Raw genomic sequence first — 18886 nt, forward strand, 5'->3', positions numbered from 1 at the left:
ACCGTCATGCCGGGTCGGCTTGATGCCGGCCCGGCTCTTACCGGGATGGAGCGGGCAGCAAAGTGACCAGCGTCAGTTCGAGCACCAGCAGCACGTCGACGACCAGTTCGGCCAGTTCGAGCGCCTCCTCGGTGACGACGACCGGTACGACGACGTCGACCAGCATCGATTGGAGCGCGCTGATCACGGCGGCGGTGAACGCCAAGCTCGAGCAGGCGACCACGATCTCGACCACGATCACCAGCAACGAGGCCAAGGTCACCGCCTACCAGACGCTCCAGACCGACCTTTCCACGCTCTACAGCGGGCTCTCCTCGCTCGCGACCTCCGTCGTCAATTCGCTGGCGACCAACGCCTTTGCCACCCGTTCGGCGACCCTCAGCTCGACCGGCGACGTGAGCGCGTCATCCGCGCTGTCGATGTCGGTCAGCAACGGCGCGGCGACCGGCGGCCACACGCTGACGATCAGCCAGATCGCCACCGCGCAGAAGGTGGTCGGCACCTCGCAATCGAGCCAGACCGCCGCGCTCGGCTATTCCGGCACCTTCTCGCTCGGTCTGGGGAGCGGCAGCACCGCCGACATCACCGTCACCAGCACGATGTCGCTCCAGGACGTCGTCGACGCCGTCAACGCCCAGACCTCGACCACCAACGTGCAGGCCTCGATCGTCCAGGTGTCGAGCGGATCCTACGAGATGGTGCTGACCGGAACCGAGGATGCGGCCGACATTACCTATTCCAGCACCTCCGGCGACGACATCCTGAACAAGCTCGGGGTGACCGATAGCTCCGGCGCCTTCACCGACGCCCTGCAGAAGGCACAGGCGGCCGAGTTCTCCCTCGACGGCATCTCGATGACCCGGGATACCAACGACATCACCGACGTTCTCAGCGGTGTGACGTTCAACCTGCTCCAGGCGACGCCCGACGGAGCAACGCTGAACATCAGCATCGGGGCCGACACCAGCCAGATCGAATCCGCGGTCGAGACGTTCGTCACCAACTACAACACCTTCCGCGACGCGGTGATGGCCCAGCAGGCGACCGCTTCGGACGGCACGGCGTCGTCGAGCGCGGTTCTGTTCGGCGATGGCACAATGCGCGACATCATGGATGCGCTGCAGAACGCGCTCAACAGCACCGTGGGCGGGCTCACCATGGCCGACCTCGGCCTGTCCTTCAACGAGAACAACGAGCTCGAGCTCGACACCTCGACGCTGTCCGGAATCCTCAGCACCGATTTGAGCGGGGTCACCACGCTGTTGTCGGCGCAGACCAAGACTTCGTCGAGCCAGCTCAGCGTCGTCAACACCGGAACCTCGCCGCAATCCTTCGCGCTCGACCTGACCGTGGATTCCTCCGGCAATCTCACGTCGGCCTCGGTCGGCAGCGACTCCTCGCTGTTCACGATCAATGGCACCACCATCATCGGCAATGCCGGGACGGCCTATGCCGGCATGGCCTTCACCTATTCGGGGACGACGTCGCAATCGATCACGGTGACCTCGACGTCCGGCATTGCCACGCAGCTCTACCAGATCGCCAAGACCTACTCTTCGAGCTCGGGTGCATTGCAGACCTTGATCACAAACCTGCAGGACCGCGACAACGTGCTTCAGCAGAAGGTCGACGACATCGAGAGCGCCGCGACCGCCTATCAGACGCAGCTCCAGACCCAATATGCGAACTACCAGGCCGCGATCGAGAGCGCCAACAACACGCTCACCTATCTCAAGGCCTTGCTCAACTCCAGCTCGAGTAACTGATGATGCATAATCCGATGGCGTACATGGCCAATCAGGCCTATCGGGGAATCGCGACCACCGTCCCGCCGCTGAAGGCGGTATCGATGCTGCTCGGCGGCGCGATCACCTTCCTGCAGAAGTCGCTTGCGGCGCAGGAAGCGCGGCGCTTCGAGGAGGGACACGAGCACCTGATGAAGGCGACCGCGATCCTGCGCGGGCTCAGCCACAATCTCGATTTCACCAAGGGCGGGGCGGTCGCCGAACGGCTGTTCCAGACCTACAACGCCCTCATCCTGGCGAGCCTGAAGGCCTATGGCCGGCCGAATGCGCGCGAGAGTTTTCGGCGCATCATTGCCGGCTTGACCGAGCTGCGTGAGGCCTGGGAGCAGGTCGACGCTACGGTGCGGGGGGCAAGGCTGCCCCGGCCGATTCGGCCGGCAAGCGTTGAGCGAACTCATCTCGCCGGCCCCGGCAGTCGTTCGGACCACGGTTTCGAGCGCATTCCGTAGTGCGTCGGGCGCCTTTGGCGCCTGAACTCGCGGGAATCCGGTTTCCGCCGCGCTCGCAATGCTTTATGACGGGCCCGGGGAAGACGGGACCGGCAGGCGATGGACGTCACCGAGTTTGAGGATCTGATCGATCGGCTGGGCGAGGACCTTTCGCGCTGGCCCGACGATCAGCGTCTGCCCGCCGAAGAGCTGCTGGCCTGTTCCGCCGCCGCGCAGTCGCTCCTGGAGGAGGCGCGCACCTTGCGTAGCGCGCTTGAAGCGCCCCCGGTGCGGGCGCCGGCAGGCCTTGCCGACCGCATCGCCGCCGCGGCCAAGAAATTGAACAGCGACGCCGCCGAGCCGCGCACCGAAGGCGAGACGGCCGGGAGCTGAGAGTTTCCTACGATCTACTTACGCTCTTCATAAATCGGAGTGGGGCCTGCTCGCGCTGACGCCGGGCGCCGAACGCAGTGTGCGCGTACGGCAGATCTTGCCGCGTCGAAAGCCGCATTCACGCGGGCAAATCCGCGCCTGAATTCGCACGCCCACGCGTTTCATCAGCACAGAGATTTCAAGCCGCCCGCCGACATCGTCACGGCCGGCGGCACGAGAACCGGAGTGTTTGATGACCGTTTCCGCGACGAGCTCCGTCTCGACAGCATCAACCACGACGTCCTCGTCGAGCACGTCGTCTTCGTCGTCGCTGACGTCGAGCGACTTCCTGAGCCTGCTCGTCAGCGAGCTCCAGAACCAGGATCCGCTGAATGCGACCTCGACCACCGACTTCATCAATCAGCTCACGTCCTACGCGAATTTCAACCAGCAGCAGTCGATCAACTCCAATCTCTCTTCGCTGTCGAGCTCGTTCTCGAGCCTCGTGACGCTCAACTCGGTGAACTATATCGGCCACACCGTCGAGGCGAAGACTGATACGTCGACGCTGAGCAACGGCTCGGCGACGTTCGGCTACTCGCTGTCGTCGTCCGCCTCGAACGTCTCGATCAGCGTCAAGGATTCTTCCGGCAACACGGTGTGGACCGGCACCGGAGCGGGGAGCGCCGGATCCAACACCTTCACCTGGGACGGCAAGGACTCCAGCGGCAACCAGCTCTCCGACGGCGGCAAGTACACCATCTCGGTAACTGCGACAGATTCCGCCGGCAACTCCGTCCTCAACTACACGACCGTCACCGGCACGGTGACCGGCATCGACACCTCGACCTCGACGCCCTCGCTCACCGTGAACGGCGTCTCGGTCAGCGCCGCCGACATCATCGGCGTCACGTCCTGATTTCACGTCCTGATTTCCCTGGAGCTTCCTCATGAGTCTAACCGGTGCTCTGTCCTCGGCGATCTCGGCGCTCAGCGCGCAGAGCCAGTCCCTGTCGATGATCAGCGACAACATCGCCAACTCCGATACGACGGGCTACAAGACCACGTCGGCGATGTTCGACGACCTCGTCACTGCCTCGAGCAACGCGACCTCCTATGCCTCGGGCGGCGTCACGGTCTCCGGCCGCGCCAACATCACCCAGCAGGGCCTTCTTGCCGCGACCTCTAACGCCACCGACGTTGCGATCCAGGGCTCGGGTTTCTTCGTGGTGACCAGCGCCACTTCGGGTGGCACCACGTCCTACACCCGCAACGGCGCCTTCACGATCGACAATGCCGGCTATCTCGAGAACAACGGCAGCTACCTCGAGGGCTGGCGCACCGATGCGGATGGCAACGTCGTCGGCAGCGAGTCCGCGAGCAACCTCTCGGCCATCAACACCCAGATCGCCTCGACCAGCGGCAGCGCCACCACCAAGACCACGATCGCGGCCAACCTGCCGTCCGATGCCGCCACCGGCGACACCTATACCAGCTCGATGACGGTCTACGATTCGCTGGGCGCGGCGAATACGATGCAGATCACCTGGACCAAGACCGGCACTAACACTTGGAGCGCAAGCTTTGCCAAGCCGACCTCGGCGTCGGACACCAGCACCTCAACCGCAACCGGCGTCAGCGGTACGGTTGACATCACCTTCAACACCGACGGCTCGCTGAAGAGCACCAGCCCGAGCCCCGCGACCGTCGCGGTGACGGGCTGGACCGACGGCGCCGCTGACAGCTCGATCACGCTCGACCTCGGCACTGCCGGCAAGACCGACGGGCTGACGCAGTACGCTTCCGGCGAGACGACGCCGTCCGTCAACGTCACCAGCATCAATTCGGACGGCCTGTCCTACGGCAAGCTGTCCAGCGTCTCGATTGGCAAGAACGGCGTGGTCGACGCCACCTATTCGAACGGCGAGACGATTGCGATCTACAAGATCGCCGTGGCGACGTTCGCTGATCCGAATGGCCTGTCGGCGGCTAGCGACGGCCTCTACTCGGCGACCGTGACGTCGGGGAACGCCGCGTTGCAGGCTTCCGGCGAGAACGGCGCGGGCACGGTCTACGGCAGCGAGCTGGAATCCTCGACCACCGACACCAGCAGCCAGTTCTCGAGCATGATCTCGGCGCAGCAGGCCTATTCCGCCGCCTCGCAGGTCATCTCGACCGTGAACAAGATGTACGACACCCTGATCTCGGCGATGAGGTGAGCGATGCGCGGTGAGACGGCAAAGGCCGCGGGTGAAGCCTTGCTGCGGCGGCTGCGCAGGCTGGTGGCGCGCGCCGCTACCGTCGAGCGCAGCGACCGCAAGCAGCTGCTCGCGCTGATCGACGATATCGAGACCACCCGCCACGGTCTCCTGCGGGAATGCGCGGCGATCGAGGGCGAGATGAAGCAGGCAACCACCCGAGCGACGGCGATCGGTGCCTACTTGCGCAACTCGCAAGCCGGCCGCGGCCGGCGGCACAATTAGAAGAAGGCGATGACCATGACTGTAGCTCAAGCCAAGAGGACGAGCGCCGCGGAAGGTGACGCACGGATCAAATCCTTGATCGCGCTCATCGACAACCTGACCGTGCTGGTCGCGGAGGAGAATGCGGAGCTCGCCAAGGGCCTGCCGGCCTCGCGGCTGAAGCAGGTCGACGAGAAGAACCGGCTGGCGGAGGTGTTCGAACGCACGGTTGCCGAATGCGCGGCGGGTACGACCAGCCTGCACGTGCGCGACCGGCTGCTGCGCGAACAGTTGATGGAGCGGATACTGAAGCTGCGCGTAGCGATGGACGAAAACCTGGTGCGCCTGCGCGCGGCGATCGAGGCCAGCAATCGCCGGATCGAGGCGGTCATGCAGGCGATCCGTGAGCAGATCGCGGCGGTGTCGCCCTACGGCGCGTCCGGTCGCGTCGCGGCGCGCGCCGTCTCCAGCGGCACCAGCCGCAGCGCCTGACCAGCCGAGGAGCCGCGCCGTGTCGCTCGACATCGCACGTTTGGTCGCCTTCAGCGGGCTTTCGGCCACGTCTGTGCAGATCAGCGTGACGTCGTCGAACATCTCGAACGCCGACACGACCGGCTATACCAAGAAGACCGCGGCCCAGTCGAGCACCGTCACCAACGGTGTCGGTACGGGCGTCACGGTGACGGGCATTACCTCGACGGTCGACAAGCTGCTCCTGAAGTCGCTGATCGGCGCGACCTCCGATCTCGGCGCTGCCGACACCACCAACACCTATCTGACGTCGCTGGAGAAGCTCTACGGCTCGACCTCGAGTTCCTCCAGCTCCTCGACCGGAACGTCGCTCGCCAACAGCATCGCCTCGCTGGAATCGGCGCTGTCGTCGCTGGCGAGCACGCCGAGCAGCGCCTCGCTGCAATCCAACGTCATCAGCGCGCTCGACGACGTCGCGAGCCAGCTGCGGGAGACCTCGAGCGGCATCCAGAAGCTTCGCGCCAACGCCGACCAGGACATCGCGTCCTCGATCGACGGCGTCAACGACGATTTGCAGCAGATCGCGAACCTCAACGCCGAGATCAAGCAGACGGCGGCGGCCGGCCAGTCGACCGCCGACTTGGAGGATCAGCGCAACACTGCGCTCCAGGACATCGCCTCGAAGATGAACATCAGCTATTTCACGGCATCGAACGGCGATCTCCAGATCTACACCACCTCTGGCCAGGCGCTGGTCGACAGCACCGCGCACACGATCGGCTACACGGCGGCGGCCAACGTCACGGCGTCCACGACCTACACGGCCGGCTCATCATCGAGCGGCTTCAGCGCGATCACCGTGAACGGCGTCGATATCACCTCCCAGATCACCGGCGGCGATATCGGCGCGCTGATCACGCTGCGTGACAAGACGCTGCCGGCGGCGCAATCGCAACTCGACCAGCTCGCGCAGCAGCTCGCGTCGGCAATGAACGGCGTCTCCAACAGCGCCTCCGCGGTGCCAGCGCCGACCAGCCTGACCGGGACGACGTCAGTCACCAGCTCAACGGCGCTCTCCGCCACCGGCACGGTGCGCCTTGCGGTCACCGGCCAGAGCGGCAACCTCGTCTCCTATGGCGATCTCGATCTGTCGTCTTACTCCACGGTCGGCGATCTCGTCACCGCCATCAACGGCATCTCGGGCCTGTCGGCCTCGGTCGATGCGGACGGCCATCTCTCGATCACAGCGACCGGCTCCGGCAACGGCGTCGCCATCAATGAGATGACGAGCTCGGTCGGCAGCTCGGGCGAGGGATTTTCGCGGTATTTCGGCCTCAACGACCTCGTGACCGGAACGAGCGCGTCCGACATCGCGGTCAACAGCAGCATCCTGTCCGGCACCAAAGAGTTGCAACTCGCGACGCTGGACGCCTCGTCCAGCCTGACCGTTGGCAGCACGGTGCTGTCGTCGGGCTCGGCCACAGTCGTCAACGCCTTCTACGATGCATTGACGGACTCCCAGACTTTCGCCTCGACCGGCGGGCTCGCCGCGACCACCGGCTCATTTGCCGACTATGCCTCGGCCATTGTGGCCGACGTCGCCAGCGAGTCGTCGCAGGCCTCCTCCAGTTACACCGCCAAACAGACGGCGCAGTCGACCTATGCGAGCTCGCTGTCCTCGCAATCCGGCGTCAACCTCGACGAGGAATCGGCGAAGCTGAGCACGCTCCAGAACAAGTATTCGGCGGCCTCCGCGCTGATCCAGGCCATCAACTCCATGTACTCGGCGCTGCTCACCGCCGTGCAGTCGACATAAGGAGCCGCGCCATGGTCGCGATGCGTGTGGCCACCTTCGCCCAGTCGAACGCGATGATCGCCGACGCGCTGCGCGTGCAGTCGGTGATGGCCAACGAGCAAATCCAGGAATCCGCCGGCGTCATCTCCACCGATTTCGGCGGCTACGGCTCGACCGCACAGCATGTCGTCAACCTTCAGGTCTCGGTGACGCGGGCGCAATCCTATATCGACGCCGCGACGCTTGCCGACAGCAAGGTGCAGGTGATGTATTCGGCCGTCGGCTCGATGACCGACATCATCACGCAGCTCCGTTCTCAGCTCAGTGCCGCCTCGACCGGCAGCTCGACCGAGACGAATTCGGTGATCTCGTCGGCGCAGCAGATGCTGCAGGAGATGGGCTCGCTGATGAACACGCAATATGACGGCCAGTACGTCTTTGCCGGCGGCAAGTCGGACACGGCACCGGTCGATCTCACGGGCTTCTCGTCCGGCACGGGGTCCACGACCACGGCGGACACGAGCTATTATAAAGGCGATGACGAGATCGCCTCGGTGCGCGTCGCCGCGGACGAGACCGTGTCCTATGGCGTGACCGCGGACAATTCCGCGTTCGAGGAGGTGATGCGCGTCCTGAAATTCGTCGCGAACAGCACCTCGCTGTCCTCATCCGATATTTCCAGCGCGCTCGATCTCGCCGGCACGGCGCTCGACGATACCGCAGCGGTGCAGGCAAAGCTGTCGAGCGCGGCGTCCTCGATCGAGACGGCGACCGCGCGCCAGACCGACTACAAGAGCTATGCGGAGACGCTGTCGAGCGATCTCACCAGCGTTGATGTCGCGGCCATCACGGCGCAGCTCTCGACCTACCAGGCGCAGCTCACCGCGTCTTATTCGGCCATCTCCAAGATCCTGGGCATGAATCTCGCGAGCTATCTGAAATAAGCCTATTCGGCCGCGATCCGTTCCATCGCCATGGTGCGGAGCCGCGCGCGCTGGATTTTCACGCCATTGGCGCTGTCGGTGACGGGAAAGGCATCGACGACATAGATCCGCGCCGGGACCTTGTAGCCGGCGAGCCGTTCGCGCAACCGCGCGACCAGTGCCTCCTGCTGCGGGGGCTCTCCGGTCGGGATCACGAAAGCGACGCAGCGCGCCTGGCCCTTCAGGTCGACCGCGACGACCTGGGCGTCAGCGATGCCGGCACAGGCCTTGAGCTCGTCCTCGATCTCGCCGGGCGCAACCAGGAAGCCGCCAAGCCGCATGGCATCGCCCGCGCGGGTCTCATAGACGAAGGAGCCGTCGCCGCGCAGCCGGCCGATGTCGCCGGTGCGGAAGAAGCCGTCCGCGGTGATGGCGTCCTGCGTCGCCCCCGGATTGTTGAAATAGCCGAGGAAACGCGACGGCGCGCTGATCTCGATCTCGCCCGAGATTCCGTTTGCCGCGAGCACGCCGTTCTCGGTGTCGCGCACGCGCACCGAAGCTTCCGGCGACATCGGCCAGCCGCCTCCTTCGATGCGGTCGGCGAAGGCGTCGCTTGCGCGGCCGATCGAGAACAGCGCCTGCACCTCGCTCGAGCCGTAGAGGCCGAACAGCGGCAGTCCGCGCGCCTCGGCCTCCGCGGCGAGCTCGCGCCAACCCGGCTGGAATGCGGCGAAGCCGAACACTTCCGCACTCGGAAACGGCCGGCGCACATCGGTGAGCGCGAGAATGCGGCGGAACATCTCGTCGGAGCCGAAGGCATGCGTGATTCCGTGCTCGCCGAGGATTTCTAGCGCCGGCGCCGCCTCGAAGGCGTCGAGCACATGGATGGTCACGCCGGCGGCGAGGAATCCAAGCAGGCTGGTCAAGCCAAAAGTGCCACAAAACGGCAGCATCGCCAGCAGCGAATGCCGCTGTGGCGAGAGCGCTAGCGCCCTGGCGACGGAGCGTGCGTGCGTGGCAAGCGTTGCTTGCGAATGCGCCACGAGCTTCGGCCCCTTGGTCGTGCCCGAGGTCGTGTAGAGCAGCACTGGCAGGTCGACATCGTCCTGTAGCGCCGGTGCCGGCGGATAGGGTTTGTCGAAAGCGTCGAACCGGACGCAGGGCCAGTGCGCCGGGATCGCATCCGCGTCGACCACTGCGAGCTTTTGCAGCGCGGGCACGTCGGCCTTGGCGATATCGGCGAGAATGGCGGCGAAGTCGATCGAGCGAAACGCGGCCTCGACGACCATCAGCTTTGCGCCGGACAGGCGGAGGAGGTGGGCGACTTCCGCGCTGCGGTAGCGGGTGTTGACGGCGGCGGCGATCGCCCCAAGCCGGGCAGCCGCGAACAGAAGCGCGACCCATTCGACCCGGTTGACGAGCCAGACCGCGACGACGTCGCCTCTGCCGATACCCTGGGCCGCAAGCCAGGCAGCAGTCTGGTCGACCTTGCGGGACAATTCCGCGCGCGACACGGGTGTGCCGTCGAACACGAAGGCGGGATCGGCGGCGGAGCCGGTGCCGATCAGCGATTGCAGTGATCGATCGTTCTTGCGCATGGCTACCGGAGTAAACCGATCGCGCAGACCTGTCTACTTGGTGCCGAACATCCGATCGCCGGCATCGCCGAGGCCCGGCACGATGTAGCCGTGGTCGTTGAGCCGTTCGTCGATCGCGGCGGTCCAGACCGGTACGTCGGGATGCTCCCGCTGGAACTGCGCGATGCCTTCCGGTGCGGCCAGAAGGCACACGAAGCGGATGTCGCGGGCGCCGCGTGCCTTAAGCAGGGAGGCGCCGGCGCAGGCCGAGTTGCCGGTCGCGAGCATCGGGTCCATCAGGATCACGGTACGGTCTGACAGGTCCTGCGGCGCCTTGAAATAGTACTCCACCGCCTGCAGGGTCTCGGGGTCGCGGTAGAGCCCGATATGGGCGATGCGCGCTGAAGGCATCAGCGCCAGCATACCATCGAGGAAGCCGACACCGGCACGCAGGATTGGCGCCAGCGTCAGCTTCTTGCCGGCGATCTTGGGCGCGTGCATCGGCGCGATCGGCGTCTCGATCTCGACCAGCTCCAGCGGCAGGTCGCGCGTCACCTCGTAGCAGAGCAGCATCCCGATCTCGTTCAGGATTTCGCGAAAGCTCTTGGTCGAGCGGTCCTTCTCCCGCATCAGCGAGAGCTTGTGCTGGACCAGGGGGTGGGCGACGACGTTGACGTTGCTGCTGCTCATGGAAACCGCTCTACACGGTTCCGTGAATTTGCGCCAGATCGGCCGGGGCTTTTCCGCCGGATAGCTGGCCTCAAGCCAGCATCGCGACCACCGTGCGCGCTCGGTTGCTCGCCTCTTGGGCAGCCATGGTCAAGCGAAGAGGTGAGCGGCCTAGACCCCGAGCCCACGCGCAAGAAGCGTGATCACGAGCGTCAGGATTGCGCCCCAGATCAGGCTCAGCGTCATGGTCAGAACCGTGACCGTGACCGCGTGCTCGAGGTTTTCCTTGAGGAGCTGCATGCTAGCCGTCCGAGGTCGGAGCCGCGGTGACGCGCAGGCTGAGCAGCAGTGCGCCCATCAACGCGACCAGAAAAATGATCTTGAGCTCGATCATGTCGTCGCTACCTTGCGAAGAGCTGCGCCAGGCGCCGCTTCATCTCCGCCAGCAGTCGTGCGCCGAGCGCAACCAGCGGATTGCCCTGGTTTTCGATGTCGAGCTCGAAAATCTCGGCCGGAAACACCAGCGCGCATTTTGCCGGCGCGCTCTGCCGGTTGGCGAAATCGACCGCCGAGCTCTTGAACAGGAAGAGACCGCCGACACGTCCATTCGCTTCGCGCGCGACCCACAGGCCGGCGCTGTTGCGGCCGATGAAGAAGGCGGGAAGGGCGGCGCTGACGATATCGGGATCGAGCGGCTTGAGCGCGGCGGCGGCTGCAACCCTGGACGCCGCCTGCTCAGACCGGCGACGGACCTCTTGAAGCGCGATCGCGGCCATGGCGGACTCCTCACACATTTGCAAGGTCATGATCCTCTCCCATGCCGGTCAGGCGTGGAGGTGCCAGACATAGATTGCGGTCTTCAGAGCAATGAGCGCGGCGAGCACGCTGCCCATCGAAAGCACGGCCAGCGCGCGCAAAGCGATGCGCTTGAGCTGCGCCTTGCGCGCCTTCGAGATTCGCGCCGGGCGTTCGGCCCAATCAAAGGGTCGTTCAAGGTCATGTGTCAGTAGCGACATTTTCAGCAGTCCTTAGTCCGCGGCGCGGCGAGAGGGCCGCTCCAATCTGCCTCGTATGATGTTCATCGCGCCGTTGGATTGCGAGATGGACGCCGAGGCCACCGCATAGGAATGTCATAAAGATGCCGTTCGTCGCGCCGGCAGGCCTCTGAACAGATCGTGGTTCCGCTTCGGTCGCGCGGCGGGCGGGGCCCTGTTCGAACGCGCGATCCCGACGGCTGCAGCAAAAGCAAGCCGCAGCCGCGGTTCGTCGATCTGCTCGCAGAAGTGCTCCAGGATCGCCTCGGAATTCTGTTGCTGCCCATCGATCGCCGCGCAGAGCTGCGAGCTGGTTCGCCGGAAGAAATGAAGGGAATCACCGAGCGTGCGGCCGCTCAACCGATCCAGTTCCGCGGCGATCGCCGCGACGTTGAGTTTGTCGCCATCGTCAAGCGTCACGGCAAAGCGCAGCAGCGCCAATTGCCAGGCGCGAAGCAGCCTCTGCGGTTCCTTGGCTGATGACGGCGAACTCATGCGATACGGCCTTCGAAATATCAGGCCCCGACGCTGTCGATCAGCTCCTCGTCGGCGATCGCGGCGAATGCTTTTGTGACCTCCGCTTGGGCTGCGTGGTCCAGCGGAACGATTGGGAGCCTCGTGTCCGGCCGCATCAGGCCGAGCAGACTCAGGGCGCATTTGAGCGCCGCGGGGCTCTCTTTCGAGAGGCTGCAAATGAGAGGAATGAGACGCTTGTGCAGGTAGCGGGCGGATTGCAGCCGGCCCTGCCTCACCTGCGAAAAGATCGTCCGGCAGAGATCCGGGGCGATGTTGGCGACCTCCGAGATCGCGCCGTCGCCGCCGCTCGCGAGAAAGCCGAAGGCGGTGGCATCGTCGCCCGACAGCAGCCGGAACCCGGCGGGCAGATGCCGCGAAAGGCGCATCGGACGCGTGACGTCGCCACTGCCGTCGCGCAGGCCCGCGAATTGCCGGGATTCCGCAAGGCGCATGATGGTCTCGTCGGCGAGCGGGCGCAGCGTGCGGGAGGGAACGTCGTGCAGGATGATGGGCAATCCGATCGACTCTGCAATCGCGCGGAAGTGCGCCAGCATGCCCTCCTGCATCGGCTTGTTGTAGAAGGGCACCACGGACAGCACGGCATCCGCGCCCGCTGCCTCGGCGCGGCGCGCCAGCTCAATGGCGTGGCTGGTCGCGTTCGCGACGGCCCCGGCAATGACACGCACCCGGCCGCGGGCGACGTCGACCGCGGTCCGGATGACGAGCTCCTGCTCGGCCGGCGATAGCGTCGGCGCCTCGCCGGCCGTCTCACAGACCACGAGCGCGGGAGCGCCGGCGGCGACGTGGCGCTCGCACAGTGAGGCGAGCGCCTTGAGGTCGACCGCATCCGCTGCGTCGAACGGGGTCGGCAGATCCGGAATGAAGCCCGTGAACCAGGCGGAAGGAGGGATGAACATGGTCGTTGCCGGAAGCGCCGGCTAGGCGGCGCGCTGGGTGGCCGCGGTATTGGGCCGCCTGCTCATGTCGAGCTCGATTTCGCGCGGCAGCTCGATGATGGTTTCGGGATGCTGGCCGTTTTCGAACAGCGCATATTTGATCGCCTGCGCGCGGCTGACGAACAGACCGCCATAGAGGCCGTTCTGTTCCTGGGCGACCCACTGACCCCGGCGATTCCTGCCGATGAAGACGATGGTCGAGAGCGAACTGCACGAGGGAGGTTCGACGAGTTTCACGGATCTATTCCTTCTGATCGACGCGAGGCTTTTGGGAGCATGTCCCGGCCTTGCGCGCTCAATATCTTTCGTCGCGGATTTGATTTCGAGGGCGGGCGAAGGACGATCTCATAGGAACGTCATAAGCGAGGGCGCTCAGATCAACTGATCGAGAGTATGGACCAGCGCGAACAGCGCGCCGAAGGCAACGGCTTCGTCCCAATGATTGAGCGCGGCGCGGAATGGTGGTTCACGCCTGATGAGTCCGACGACGGCGCACAGGATGATCGACATCCAGAGCAGTGCGGACAGACTCTTGCCGAAGCCGATGCTGCCGAATGCCGCGAAAGTGGCGAGCAACGCGATGCGGACCGCAAAGCGCGCAAGGACCCGTAGCGTGCTTGGGGCGCGCGAGATGTCGGGAGATTGCGACAAGGTTGGTGCCTGTCAGACGTCGCTTAGCCGAAATTGTCGCAAACGACCGGTTCGTAGAGGGAATTGAACGCCGGGCGAACCGAGGGAACGCTGGGGCGCGATACCTCCGCGGCCAACGCCTGTGCCTCGACGAATGTTGACAGCAGCGCGAGCGCGAGGTCCGCGTGGCGGGCTTCGATCGCCGCGTCGAGCCAGTCCGGCAGCTCGCGTTCGCGCGACAAAGCGCAGTACCATTCGCCCTCATCATAGGCGATGCGGCGGACCTGCCACATCGGCAGCTCGAGCTCCATCAGTGCCAACGCGGCATCGGCCCAGGCTTCCGCATCGATCAGCTGCATGACGCGCGCGCTGCGTTCGGTCTGTCCGGCTGAGGGAAAACGCCGGCAGGCATGGTCGATGATGTCGAGCATCAGCGGCCGTGTCATCGCATGGGCATTGCGCAGCCGCTCGCTCAGTGAGAGCGCGTCATAATGTCGGGGAGCGGTGGTCATGTCAGGCCTCCTGGAATTGGTGTCGGTCAGTCGGCCGGCCTCTCCAAGATGGCGGGAAGGGCATTTGAAAACGAGATGAGGACGGGGCGGAAGATATAGGGATTTCATAAGTGTGGGATGGGGTGGGGTAAGGGGTGCGGACAGTCCCATTCGCGACTGTCGTTTGCACCGAAGACGGGGGCTTATGGAAACCGGCTTTTTGGAAAGACCTTGGCCACAGTTTGCCGCAACAATTAGGGTAGATCGCGTTGGCTGCGCTGCCCGCCGGAACGATCGCCTGGAATGCGTTGCGAGCGTCGCATGGCTGCCGGCGGGATGAGTGGGCCTTTATGAGATTCCTATAACTTCGCCATAGCCCACATCTCGAAAACCTATGTCCGTGGTGGCACTTCAACGCGGTGAAAATCCGGGTCTGGCGCCCTGGATTGCGAAGCTTTTCCGCTTCCGCAAGGCGCTTGCCGGATCCTTGAGAAACGGTTGCGCCGGACGTAAAGGTGCAACGAGGAGCAATCCCATGATGGACGTCCTGATGCTGGCGCTGGCTGCCGCCTTCTTCGCGCTCGCGATCGGCTACACCTACGCCTGCGAACGGCTGTGAGGGAGCGGACCATGATCTTCGATTACACGCTCGCCGGCGCCGTCTCGTTCGGCCTGCTGATCTACCTCACTTACGCGCTGCTGCGGCCCGAACGGTTCTGACCGTGCTGCTTCTTGTCGAATTGTTGCTGGCGGACGCGGTGCTCGTCACCTGCCTGCTTGCGGTGCTCCTGCCGCTGCTATGCCGGGCACCAAGCCTGAAGGGTTGATTCCATGACTGTGATCGGTTGGCTCCAGATCATTCTCTATTGCGCCATCATCGTCGCGCTGACCAAGCCGCTCGGCTGGTACATGACGCGCGTGTTCAACGGCGAGCGGACGTTCCTGTCGCCGGTGCTGCGCCCGATCGAAGCCGGACTCTACTGGATCTCGGGCGTCGACGAGCGGCGCGAGCAGCACTGGCTGACCTATACGGTTTCCATGCTGCTGTTCCATGTCGGCGGCTTCCTCATCATCTACGGCGTGATGCGGCTCCAGGCCATGCTGCCGTTCAATCCGGCCGGGCAGGGCGCGGTCGCCGAGGACCTGTCCTTCAACACGGCGATCTCCTTCATCACCAACACCAACTGGCAGAATTACGGCGGCGAGAGCACGGTGTCCTATCTCGTGCAGATGCTCGGCCTGACGCACCAGAACTTCCTGTCGGCGGCAACCGGCATCGCGCTGGCGGTGGCCCTGATCCGCGGCTTCTCGCGCGCCTCGGTGCGCACGGTCGGGAATTTCTGGGTCGACGTCACCCGCACCACGCTCTACGTGCTGCTGCCGATCTGTGTCGTCTACGCGCTGTTCCTGGTTTGGCAGGGCATGCCGCAAACCCTTGGGGACTATGTCGAGGCCACCACGCTCGAAGGCGCCAAGCAGACCATTGCGGTCGGTCCGGTTGCTTCCCAGGTCGCGATCAAGATGCTGGGCACAAACGGCGGTGGCTTCTTCAACGCCAATGCGGCCCATCCGTTCGAGAACCCGACGGCGCTATCGAACTTCGTGCAGATGCTCTCGATCTTCCTGATCGGTGCGTCGCTGACCAACGTGTTCGGCCGCATGGTCGGCAATCAGCGCCAGGGCTGGGCGATCCTCGCCGTGATGGGCGTGCTGTTCATCGCCGGCGTTTCCGTCACCTATTGGGCGGAAGCCAATGGCACCACGACTTTGCATGCGCTGGGTCTGACCGGCGGTAACATGGAGGGCAAGGAGGTCCGCTTCGGCATCGTGGCGTCCTCGCTGTTCGCCGTGATCACCACGGCCGCCTCCTGCGGTGCGGTCAACGCCATGCATGACAGCTTCACCGCGCTTGGCGGCATGATCCCGCTGATCAACATGCAGCTCGGCGAGATCATCATCGGCGGCGTCGGCGCCGGTCTCTACGGCATGCTGCTGTTCGTGGTGATCGCGATCTTCGTCGCAGGGCTCATGGTTGGCCGCACGCCGGAATATGTCGGCAAGAAGATCGAGGCGCGCGAGGTCAAGATGGCGATGCTCGCGATCCTGGTGCTGCCGTTGATGTATCTCGGCTGGACCGCGGTCGGCGTGGTCTATCCGGCGGCGGTCGCCTCGATGGCGAACGCCGGTCCGCATGGCTTCACCGAGGTGCTCTATGCCTTCACGTCGGCGACAGGTAACAACGGTTCCGCCTTTGCGGGCCTGACCGGCAACACGTTCTTCTACAACCTGACACTTGCCAGCGCGATGTTCGTTGGCCGGTTCTTCATGATCATCCCCGCGATGGCGATTGCCGGTTCCCTGGCGGGCAAGAAGACGCATCCGCCGTCAGCCGGCACCTTCCCGACCACGGGTGGCCTGTTCGTCGGCCTGGTCGTGGGCGTGATCCTGATCATCGGCGGCCTGACCTTCTTCCCGGCGCTCGCGCTCGGACCGATCGTCGAGCAACTCGCAATGAACGCCGGCAACGTCTTCTGATCGAATCTGTCTGGAGTGACCTCCATGGAAACCATGAAACTGCAAAAACGCGCTTCCGTCTCGGCGATGCTCGATCCGAAGATCATGATGCCCGCCATCCGCGCGTCCTTCACCAAGCTGGATCCGCGGGTGATGGTCAAGAATCCCGTGATGTTCGTAGTCGAGATCGTCGCCGCGCTCACCACGGTGATCTTTCTGCGCGACCTCGTCACGGGCGGCGCGAACCTCGCCTTCACCTTTCAGATCATCCTCTGGCTCTGGTTCACGGTGCTGTTCGCGAATTTCGCCGAGGCGGTGGCCGAAGGCCGAGGCAAGGCGCAGGCCGACTCGCTGCGCAAGACCCGCACCGAGAGCCAGGCCAAGCTTCTGACCGGCATCGATCGCACCTTCAAGCTCGTGCCGGGCACGAGCCTGAAGGTCGGCGACATCGTGCTGGTCGAGGCCGGTGACACCATTCCCTCCGATGGTGAGGTGATCGAGGGCGTCGCCTCCGTCAACGAGGCAGCCATCACCGGCGAGTCCGCGCCGGTCATTCGCGAGTCCGGCGGCGACCGTTCGGCGGTGACTGGCGGCACGCAGGTGCTGTCCGACTGGATTCGTGTCCGCATCACGGCCGCGCAGGGCTCGACCTTCATCGACCGCATGATCAAGCTGGTCGAAGGCGCGGAGCGGCAGAAGACTCCGAACGAGATCGCGCTCAACATCCTGCTCGCAGGATTGACCATCATCTTCGTGTTCGCCACCGTCACCATCCCGAGCTACGCGGCCTATGCCGGCGGCTCGATCTCGGTGATTGTGCTGGTCGCGCTGTTCGTGACGTTGATTCCGACCACGATCGGCGCGCTCTTGTCAGCCATTGGCATCGCCGGCATGGACCGGCTGGTGCGCTTCAACGTGCTGGCGATGTCGGGTCGCGCGGTCGAGGCGGCCGGCGACGTCGATACGCTGCTGCTCGACAAGACCGGCACCATCACCCTCGGCAACCGGCAGGCGACGGCGTTCCGTCCGGTGCGCGGCGTGACCGAGCAGGAGCTCGCCGACGCCGCCCAGCTCGCCTCGCTTGCCGACGAAACGCCGGAGGGCCGCTCCATCGTCGTGCTGGCGAAGGAGAAATACGGCATCCGCGGTCGCGACATGGCGGAGCTGGGCGCCACCTTCATCCCGTTTACGGCGCAGACCCGCATGAGCGGCGTCGATGCCGGCGGCTCGTCGGTGCGCAAGGGCGCGGTCGATGCCATGCTCAACTACGTCGGCGGCGGTGCGCCGCTGGCGGTTGCCTCAGGCAACGCGGCGCGCGCAATCCAGCCTGCTGCACTTTCCGACATCGGCCGTGAGATCCAGGCGATTGCCGACGAGGTGTCGAAGTCGGGCGGCACGCCGCTGGCGGTCGCCAAGGACGGCAAGCTGCTTGGCGTCATCCAGCTCAAGGACATCGTCAAGGGCGGCATCCGGGAGCGTTTTGCGGAGCTGCGCCGCATGGGCATCCGCACCATCATGATCACCGGCGACAACCCGATGACGGCCGCCGCGATCGCGGCGGAGGCCGGCGTCGACGACTTCCTGGCGCAGGCAACTCCCGAGGACAAGCTCAAGCTGATCCGCGACGAGCAGGCCAAGGGCAAGTTGGTTGCCATGTGCGGCGACGGCACCAACGACGCGCCGGCGCTTGCCCAGGCCGACGTCGGTGTCGCCATGAATACCGGCACCCAGGCCGCCCGGGAGGCCGGCAATATGGTCGATCTCGATTCCAACCCGACCAAGCTGATCGAGGTGGTCGAGATCGGCAAGCAGCTCCTGATGACGCGCGGAGCGCTGACGACGTTCTCGATCGCCAACGACGTCGCAAAGTATTTTGCGATCATTCCGGCGATATTCCTGGCGTTCTACCCGCAGCTCAACGCGCTCAACATCATGAACCTGACGAGCCCGCAGAGCGCCATCCTGTCGGCGATCATTTTCAACGCGCTGATCATCATCGCATTGATTCCGCTCGCACTGAAGGGTGTCGCGTACCGCGCGGTCGGCGCTGGCGCGCTCTTGAGGCGCAACCTGCTGATCTACGGCGTTGGCGGCATCGTCATTCCCTTCATCGGCATCAAGGCGATCGACCTCGTCGTGACCGCCTTGCACCTGGCTTGAGATCGTCATTGCGAGCGTAGCGAAGCAATCCAGAAATGTCTCCACGGCTGAGAGCCTGGATTGCTTCGTCGCTTCGCTCCTCG

The 18886-nt window shown here is 64.7% G+C and carries 23 protein-coding genes and 1 pseudogene; 13 read left to right on the forward strand and 11 right to left on the reverse strand.

The annotated features are described in order from the left end of the window. Positions 1-37: 37 nt before the first annotated feature. Positions 38-166: a hypothetical protein gene (locus K289_RS52960; RefSeq protein WP_256380046.1), complete on the reverse strand. Its 129-nt coding sequence runs from the start codon at positions 164-166 to the stop codon at positions 38-40. Between K289_RS52960 and fliD the strand changes: the two genes are divergently transcribed. From fliD to K289_RS0141825, 9 genes and pseudogenes are all read left to right on the forward strand, one after another. After that, positions 132-1766 (forward strand): flagellar filament capping protein FliD, encoded by a 1635-nt coding sequence (gene fliD, locus K289_RS0141785; protein ID WP_245284165.1) that lies wholly within the window; start codon positions 132-134, stop codon positions 1764-1766. The two genes, K289_RS52960 and fliD, sit on opposite strands and share 35 nt — an antisense overlap. After that, a pseudogene (gene fliS / locus K289_RS47445) lies at positions 1766-2193 on the forward strand (flagellar export chaperone FliS). Before fliD ends, fliS begins: the two are co-directional and overlap by 1 nt. A 160-nt stretch (positions 2194-2353) precedes the next feature. Continuing rightward, the gene (locus K289_RS0141795; RefSeq protein WP_027556716.1) at positions 2354-2626 is read left to right on the forward strand and encodes a hypothetical protein; all 273 of its coding nucleotides are present in this window, start codon (positions 2354-2356) and stop codon (positions 2624-2626) included. A gap of 232 nt (positions 2627-2858) precedes the next feature. Further along, complete coding sequence (locus K289_RS0141800; RefSeq protein WP_027556717.1) at positions 2859-3524, forward strand: flagellar hook assembly protein FlgD; 666 nt, start codon at positions 2859-2861, stop codon at positions 3522-3524. Between the two features lie 31 nt (positions 3525-3555). Continuing rightward, positions 3556-4824 carry a flagellar hook protein FlgE gene (gene flgE / locus K289_RS0141805; RefSeq protein WP_027556718.1) on the forward strand — a complete coding sequence of 423 codons (1269 nt, stop codon included), beginning with the start codon at positions 3556-3558 and terminating at the stop codon, positions 4822-4824. Positions 4825-4827: 3 nt separating this feature from the next. Then, positions 4828-5088, forward strand: coding sequence for a hypothetical protein (locus K289_RS0141810; RefSeq protein WP_027556719.1), 261 nt, complete (start codon positions 4828-4830; stop codon positions 5086-5088). A gap of 15 nt (positions 5089-5103) precedes the next feature. Beyond that, complete coding sequence (locus tag K289_RS0141815; RefSeq protein WP_371260923.1) at positions 5104-5559, forward strand: flagellar protein FlgN; 456 nt, start codon at positions 5104-5106, stop codon at positions 5557-5559. Positions 5560-5578: 19 nt separating this feature from the next. After that, the gene (flgK, locus tag K289_RS0141820; RefSeq protein ID WP_027556721.1) at positions 5579-7354 is read left to right on the forward strand and encodes a flagellar hook-associated protein FlgK; all 1776 of its coding nucleotides are present in this window, start codon (positions 5579-5581) and stop codon (positions 7352-7354) included. Positions 7355-7365: 11 nt separating this feature from the next. After that, positions 7366-8277, forward strand: a complete 912-nt coding sequence (locus tag K289_RS0141825; RefSeq protein WP_027556722.1) for a flagellin — start codon at positions 7366-7368, stop codon at positions 8275-8277. 2 nt (positions 8278-8279) lie between these two features. Here the strand turns inward: K289_RS0141825 and K289_RS0141830 are convergent, their stop codons facing one another. The 10 genes from K289_RS0141830 to K289_RS0141880 form a co-directional block, all read right to left on the reverse strand. Continuing rightward, positions 8280-9854 (reverse strand): AMP-binding protein, encoded by a 1575-nt coding sequence (locus tag K289_RS0141830; RefSeq protein WP_027556723.1) that lies wholly within the window; start codon positions 9852-9854, stop codon positions 8280-8282. Between the two features lie 33 nt (positions 9855-9887). After that, positions 9888-10523: a uracil phosphoribosyltransferase gene (gene upp / locus K289_RS0141835; RefSeq protein ID WP_027556724.1), complete on the reverse strand. Its 636-nt coding sequence runs from the start codon at positions 10521-10523 to the stop codon at positions 9888-9890. Positions 10524-10673: 150 nt separating this feature from the next. Further along, entirely contained in the window at positions 10674-10802 is a 129-nt protein-coding gene (locus K289_RS52965) for a hypothetical protein (RefSeq protein WP_256380047.1), read from the reverse strand. A 101-nt stretch (positions 10803-10903) separates the two neighbouring features. Beyond that, on the reverse strand, positions 10904-11308 hold the full coding sequence (locus tag K289_RS0141850) for a hypothetical protein (protein ID WP_027556725.1): 405 nt from the start codon (positions 11306-11308) through the stop codon (positions 10904-10906). Between the two features lie 18 nt (positions 11309-11326). Beyond that, the gene (locus tag K289_RS0141855) at positions 11327-11518 is read right to left on the reverse strand and encodes a hypothetical protein (RefSeq protein ID WP_027556726.1); all 192 of its coding nucleotides are present in this window, start codon (positions 11516-11518) and stop codon (positions 11327-11329) included. A 114-nt stretch (positions 11519-11632) separates the two neighbouring features. Further along, positions 11633-11977, reverse strand: coding sequence for a hypothetical protein (locus K289_RS0141860; RefSeq protein ID WP_245284166.1), 345 nt, complete (start codon positions 11975-11977; stop codon positions 11633-11635). A gap of 74 nt (positions 11978-12051) precedes the next feature. Further along, positions 12052-12969 (reverse strand): 4-hydroxy-tetrahydrodipicolinate synthase, encoded by a 918-nt coding sequence (gene dapA / locus K289_RS0141865; protein WP_027556728.1) that lies wholly within the window; start codon positions 12967-12969, stop codon positions 12052-12054. Positions 12970-12990: 21 nt separating this feature from the next. Further along, the gene (locus K289_RS0141870; RefSeq protein WP_035688247.1) at positions 12991-13245 is read right to left on the reverse strand and encodes a hypothetical protein; all 255 of its coding nucleotides are present in this window, start codon (positions 13243-13245) and stop codon (positions 12991-12993) included. Positions 13246-13380: 135 nt separating this feature from the next. After that, positions 13381-13659 (reverse strand): hypothetical protein, encoded by a 279-nt coding sequence (locus K289_RS0141875; protein ID WP_027556730.1) that lies wholly within the window; start codon positions 13657-13659, stop codon positions 13381-13383. 23 nt (positions 13660-13682) lie between these two features. Beyond that, positions 13683-14150, reverse strand: a complete 468-nt coding sequence (locus K289_RS0141880) for a hypothetical protein (RefSeq protein ID WP_027556731.1) — start codon at positions 14148-14150, stop codon at positions 13683-13685. A gap of 373 nt (positions 14151-14523) precedes the next feature. Between K289_RS0141880 and K289_RS51365 the strand changes: the two genes are divergently transcribed. From K289_RS51365 to kdpB, 4 genes are all read left to right on the forward strand, one after another. Then, complete coding sequence (locus K289_RS51365) at positions 14524-14748, forward strand: hypothetical protein (protein ID WP_156918490.1); 225 nt, start codon at positions 14524-14526, stop codon at positions 14746-14748. Positions 14749-14759: 11 nt separating this feature from the next. Beyond that, the gene (locus K289_RS47450) at positions 14760-14849 is read left to right on the forward strand and encodes a K(+)-transporting ATPase subunit F (RefSeq protein ID WP_035677463.1); all 90 of its coding nucleotides are present in this window, start codon (positions 14760-14762) and stop codon (positions 14847-14849) included. Positions 14850-14960: 111 nt separating this feature from the next. Beyond that, positions 14961-16664, forward strand: a complete 1704-nt coding sequence (gene kdpA / locus K289_RS0141895; protein WP_027556732.1) for a potassium-transporting ATPase subunit KdpA — start codon at positions 14961-14963, stop codon at positions 16662-16664. Positions 16665-16688: 24 nt separating this feature from the next. Further along, positions 16689-18803 (forward strand): potassium-transporting ATPase subunit KdpB, encoded by a 2115-nt coding sequence (kdpB, locus tag K289_RS0141900; RefSeq protein ID WP_027556733.1) that lies wholly within the window; start codon positions 16689-16691, stop codon positions 18801-18803. Positions 18804-18886: the final 83 nt, after the last annotated feature.

The sequence above is a fragment of the Bradyrhizobium sp. Cp5.3 genome, from assembly GCF_000426265.1.
Taxonomy (GTDB): domain Bacteria; phylum Pseudomonadota; class Alphaproteobacteria; order Rhizobiales; family Xanthobacteraceae; genus Bradyrhizobium; species Bradyrhizobium neotropicale.

Excerpts from the sequence above, each read along its gene's own strand:
- K289_RS0141880 (WP_027556731.1), bottom strand. The coding sequence starts at position 14,150 with ATGACCACCGCTCCCCGACATTATGACGCGCTCTCACTGAGCGAGCGG.
- K289_RS0141815 (WP_371260923.1), top strand. The coding sequence starts at position 5,104 with ATGACTGTAGCTCAAGCCAAGAGGACGAGCGCCGCGGAAGGTGACGCA.
- kdpA (WP_027556732.1), top strand. The coding sequence starts at position 14,961 with ATGACTGTGATCGGTTGGCTCCAGATCATTCTCTATTGCGCCATCATC.
- flgE (WP_027556718.1), top strand. The coding sequence starts at position 3,556 with ATGAGTCTAACCGGTGCTCTGTCCTCGGCGATCTCGGCGCTCAGCGCG.
- K289_RS52965 (WP_256380047.1), bottom strand. The coding sequence starts at position 10,802 with ATGCAGCTCCTCAAGGAAAACCTCGAGCACGCGGTCACGGTCACGGTT.
- K289_RS0141810 (WP_027556719.1), top strand. The coding sequence starts at position 4,828 with ATGCGCGGTGAGACGGCAAAGGCCGCGGGTGAAGCCTTGCTGCGGCGG.
- K289_RS47450 (WP_035677463.1), top strand. The coding sequence starts at position 14,760 with ATGATCTTCGATTACACGCTCGCCGGCGCCGTCTCGTTCGGCCTGCTG.
- dapA (WP_027556728.1), bottom strand. The coding sequence starts at position 12,969 with ATGTTCATCCCTCCTTCCGCCTGGTTCACGGGCTTCATTCCGGATCTG.
- kdpB (WP_027556733.1), top strand. The coding sequence starts at position 16,689 with ATGGAAACCATGAAACTGCAAAAACGCGCTTCCGTCTCGGCGATGCTC.
- K289_RS51365 (WP_156918490.1), top strand. The coding sequence starts at position 14,524 with ATGTCCGTGGTGGCACTTCAACGCGGTGAAAATCCGGGTCTGGCGCCC.
- K289_RS52960 (WP_256380046.1), bottom strand. The coding sequence starts at position 166 with ATGCTGGTCGACGTCGTCGTACCGGTCGTCGTCACCGAGGAGGCGCTC.
- K289_RS0141855 (WP_027556726.1), bottom strand. The coding sequence starts at position 11,518 with ATGTCGCTACTGACACATGACCTTGAACGACCCTTTGATTGGGCCGAA.
- upp (WP_027556724.1), bottom strand. The coding sequence starts at position 10,523 with ATGAGCAGCAGCAACGTCAACGTCGTCGCCCACCCCCTGGTCCAGCAC.
- K289_RS0141825 (WP_027556722.1), top strand. The coding sequence starts at position 7,366 with ATGGTCGCGATGCGTGTGGCCACCTTCGCCCAGTCGAACGCGATGATC.
- K289_RS0141795 (WP_027556716.1), top strand. The coding sequence starts at position 2,354 with ATGGACGTCACCGAGTTTGAGGATCTGATCGATCGGCTGGGCGAGGAC.
- K289_RS0141850 (WP_027556725.1), bottom strand. The coding sequence starts at position 11,308 with ATGACCTTGCAAATGTGTGAGGAGTCCGCCATGGCCGCGATCGCGCTT.
- K289_RS0141800 (WP_027556717.1), top strand. The coding sequence starts at position 2,859 with ATGACCGTTTCCGCGACGAGCTCCGTCTCGACAGCATCAACCACGACG.
- K289_RS0141830 (WP_027556723.1), bottom strand. The coding sequence starts at position 9,854 with ATGCGCAAGAACGATCGATCACTGCAATCGCTGATCGGCACCGGCTCC.